General features: G+C 72.2%; 3 protein-coding genes. 1 reads left to right on the top strand and 2 read right to left on the bottom strand.

Going from position 1 to position 3,581, the window contains the following annotated elements; all coding sequences use genetic code 11:
• Positions 1 to 79 precede the first annotated feature (79 nt).
• Together hemQ and hemG are read right to left on the bottom strand one after the other, a co-directional pair.
• Positions 80 to 799, bottom strand: a complete 720-nt coding sequence (hemQ, locus tag ACFWY6_RS43925; protein ID WP_266871521.1) for a hydrogen peroxide-dependent heme synthase — start codon at positions 797 to 799, stop codon at positions 80 to 82.
• Between the two features lie 4 nt (positions 800 to 803).
• Positions 804 to 2,261 carry a protoporphyrinogen oxidase gene (hemG, locus tag ACFWY6_RS43920; RefSeq protein ID WP_384703083.1) on the bottom strand — a complete coding sequence of 486 codons (1,458 nt, stop codon included), beginning with the start codon at positions 2,259 to 2,261 and terminating at the stop codon, positions 804 to 806.
• Between the two features lie 139 nt (positions 2,262 to 2,400).
• On the opposite strand from hemG, the gene ACFWY6_RS43915 reads away from it, so the two are divergent.
• Positions 2,401 to 3,399, top strand: a complete 999-nt coding sequence (locus ACFWY6_RS43915) for a DUF4349 domain-containing protein (protein ID WP_384703080.1) — start codon at positions 2,401 to 2,403, stop codon at positions 3,397 to 3,399.
• The last annotated feature ends 182 nt before the right edge of the window (positions 3,400 to 3,581 follow it).

The raw sequence follows: 3,581 nt of genomic DNA, 5'->3' as shown, positions 1-3,581 counted from the left end.
GGCGCCGCCCGCAACACACACCCCCCGCCCCCCCCCCCCCCCGGCGCGTATGTACGGAGGCGCTTGTCTACGGAGGCGCTTACGCCAGACCCGCCACCAGGTCCGCCACGGACTTGCGGCGGCCGGTGAAGAACGGGACCTCTTCGCGGACGTGCATCCGGGCCTCGGAGGCGCGCAGGTGCCGCATCAGGTCGACGATGCGGTACAGCTCGTCCGCCTCGAAGGCCAGCATCCACTCGTAGTCGCCGAGCGAGAACGAGGCGACGGTGTTGGCGCGCACGTCGGGGTAGCCGCGGGCCATCTTGCCGTGGTCGGCGAGCATGCGGCGGCGGTCCTCGTCGGGCAGCAGGTACCAGTCGTAGGAGCGCACGAAGGGGTAGACGCTGATGTAGTTGCGCGGCGTCTCGTCGGCCAGGAAGGCCGGGATGTGCGACTTGTTGAACTCGGCGGGGCGGTGCAGCGCCATGTTCGACCAGACCGGCTCCAGGGCACGGCCCAGCATGGTGCGGCGGAAGAGGTTGTAGGCCTCCTGGAGCTCATCGCTCGTCTCCGCGTGCCACCAGATCATGACGTCGGCGTCGGCACGGAGCCCCGACACGTCGTACGTGCCACGGACGGTGATGTCCTTGGCGGCGAGCTGGTCGAACAGCTCCTGGACCTCGTCGGCGAAGCCGACGCGGTCGTCGGGAAGGACGTCGCGCAGCTTGAAGACGGACCACAGCGTGTAGCGGATGACCTCGTTGAGGTCCTTGGCCTTCTTGCCGGCGTTGGGGCTCTTGGCGGGGGCGTCGTCACTCATGTCTCTATTCTCCTCCGCCGCCGTGCAGACTCTGCACCGGGTTGCCGCTGAGCTCCTCCACACCGGCCAGGTCACCGCCCAGCTGGTCCACGGCCGCGTACGCGCTCGCGATGCACGCGGGGACGCCCACGCCGTCGTACGCGGCTCCGCACACGGCGAGGCCGGGCAGTTTGCTCACGTGCTCGCGGATGCGGGCCACGCGCGCGTGGTGGCCGACGGGGTACTGCGGGAGGCCGTCGTGCCAGCGGGTGACGCGGGTGGCGACGGGCGCGGCGTCCAGGCCGGTGGCCGCGTGCAGATCGCGCCGGGAGAGGGCGAGCAGGTCGGCGTCGTCCCGCTCCAGGATCGCGCTCTCCCCGTACCGGCCCACCGAAGTGCGCAGAACCAGCAGGTCAGGGTCCTCCTCGTCGATCCAGCCCCACTTGCGCGAGGCGAACGTGGACGCCTTGATGGTGTGCCCGTCGATGGGCGGCACGAGAAAACCACTGCCTTCGGGGAGGTCGGTTTCGCTGCGGCGGTAGGCGAGGGTCATCAGGGCCATGGAGGCGTACTCGACGGTGGCGAGCTCGGCGGCGGCCGCGGGTGCCTCGACGCCCAGGAGCGCGGCAGCGGCGTACGCGGGCACGGCGACCACCACGGAGTCGGCGTCGATGACGCTCTTCTCGGTGCTGACCTGCCAGCCCCCCGCGGTGCGCGTCAGCTCGGTGACGGCCGCCCCGGTGTGGATGACACCGCCACGCGCGCGTACCGACTCCGCGACGGCGATCGGCAGTTGGCCGACGCCGCCCTCGATGCCCATGAAGACGGGACCGGTCTGCTGGTTCTTCGCGGCGCGGGCCTGGATCTCGCGTACGCCCTCGGTGAGCGAGGCGTGGCTGCGGGCCGCCTCGAAGAGCTGCGGCACCGCCGAGCGCATCGAGATGCGGTAGGCGTCACCTGCGTACACCCCGCCCAGGAGCGGCTCCACCAGGCGGTCGACGACCTCGCGGCCGAGGCGCCCGGCGACGTACTCACCGACCGCGACATCGTCGCCGACCTCGGTGGCCGGCAGCTCGCGGTCCTGCTCGATGCGGTGAAGACCTTCGTCGGAGAGCACGCCGGAGAGGGCCGACGCGTCGCCGGGCACGCCCATGACGTGGCCCTTGGGCATCGGGCGCAGGGCGCCCCGGGTCCAGATCGCGGCGGTCGCGGTGGCGGGCGGCTGCAGCCGGTCGGTGAGGCCGGCCTCGCGGGCCAGGGCCACGGCCTCGGGCCGGCGGGCGAGCATCGACTCGGCGCCGAGGTCGACGCGGACGCCTGCGATCTCGCCGGGGAGCAGTTTGCCGCCGAGCCGGTCGGAGGCCTCAAGGACGGTCACCCGGGCTCCGGTGCCGAGCAATCGATGGGCGGCGGCAAGGCCGGCGATCCCACCGCCGATGACCACGACATGACCCGTACCCGTACGTGTGTCCGTTTCGCGCATACCTCCACTCTACGAGCCGCGCGAGTCCCGACCGTGACCCCATCGGGACCTGTCGGCAACCACCGTTCCGCCCCGCTCCGGCGTCAAAGGAGCAGTCAAGGGAGCAACAGCCACCACGACCCTCGGGGGGTACGTCGGGATGAACGCGTCCAGCACGTCAAGGCACCGCACCGTCCAGGCACTCTCGGCCGTGCTGCTCGCGGTCGCCCTCGCGCTCGCGGGGTGCAGCGCGGGCGGTGACAGCGGCGGCGACAGCGACAAGGCGGCGGGCAGCGCGGCGAGGGACCGGGCGGACTCGTCCGACGAGCGTGGCGTGGGCGGCGGCCAGGCGGACAAGTCCGGCGCGAAGAAGCCGCCGAAGCTCACCGGCACCCACATCATCCGCACCGCGACCCTGACCGTCCGCGTCAAGGACGTGCCGAAGGCGCTCGACGAGGCGCGCTCGGTCGCCACGGACGCGGGCGGTGTCGTCGGCGACGAGACGACGGACCGCGACGGCCGCGGCCACGAGCGCTCGCGGATCGTGCTGCGGGTGCCGCAGGACCAGTACGAGGAGGTCCTCAAGTCCCTTGAGGGAACGGGCAAGTTGATCGAGCGCAAGGCCAAGGCGCAGGACGTCACCGACCAGGTCGTCGACGTCGGGAGCCGCATCAAGTCGCAGCGGGCGAGCGTGGCGCGGGTGCGGGAGCTGATGGACAAGGCGACGAAGCTGAGCGATGTCGTCACCCTGGAAGGGGAGTTGAGCTCCCGGCAGTCCGAGCTGGAGGCGCTGCTCGCGCAGCAGTCGTCGCTGAAGGACCGTACGAGCATGTCCACGATCACGCTCTCGCTCAGCGAGACGGCGGCGCAGAAGACGGACGCGGACGACGACGATCCGACGTTCGTGGACGCGCTGTCCGGCGGCTGGGACGCCTTCGTGACGATGCTGCGCTGGCTGGCGGTCGCCCTCGGCGCGATCCTGCCGTTCGCGGCGGTGGCGGCGCTCCTGATCGTGCTGTGGCTGCGCTTTGCGCGGAGCCTGCTGCCCCGCAGGACCGCCGTGGCTCCGGCGGGTCCGGCGGGTCGGGTACCGGCTCAGGTACCGGCACCGGCTCCGGCACCGGCCGCGCCTCCGGCGGGCGAGGGCGACGACGACTGAGCACGCCAACTGCGGTCGCGCCGTAGCGTGTCCGTATGAGCAGCACGAGAGAGCGACTTGTGGTCATCGGGGGCGGGGGGGGCGGGGGGCGGCGCGCCCAGCGACACGCCCGCCGCACGCCGCAGCCCACCCCCACCGCTGAGCCGACGTGGCGCGCCCCCCCGCGCACCGCGCATAACACA

It is taken from the genome of Streptomyces sp. NPDC059037 (assembly GCF_042740015.1).
Classification (GTDB): Bacteria; Actinomycetota; Actinomycetes; order Streptomycetales; family Streptomycetaceae; genus Streptomyces.
Note: the sequence above shows the minus strand (reverse complement) of the source record. Positions and strands in the feature narration are given on the sequence as shown.

What these genes read in the sequence shown, in the direction of transcription:
- hemQ (WP_266871521.1), bottom strand. Translation starts at nt 799, where the DNA reads ATGAGTGACGACGCCCCCGCCAAGAGCCCCAACGCCGGCAAGAAGGCC.
- hemG (WP_384703083.1), bottom strand. Translation starts at nt 2,261, where the DNA reads ATGCGCGAAACGGACACACGTACGGGTACGGGTCATGTCGTGGTCATC.
- ACFWY6_RS43915 (WP_384703080.1), top strand. Translation starts at nt 2,401, where the DNA reads ATGAACGCGTCCAGCACGTCAAGGCACCGCACCGTCCAGGCACTCTCG.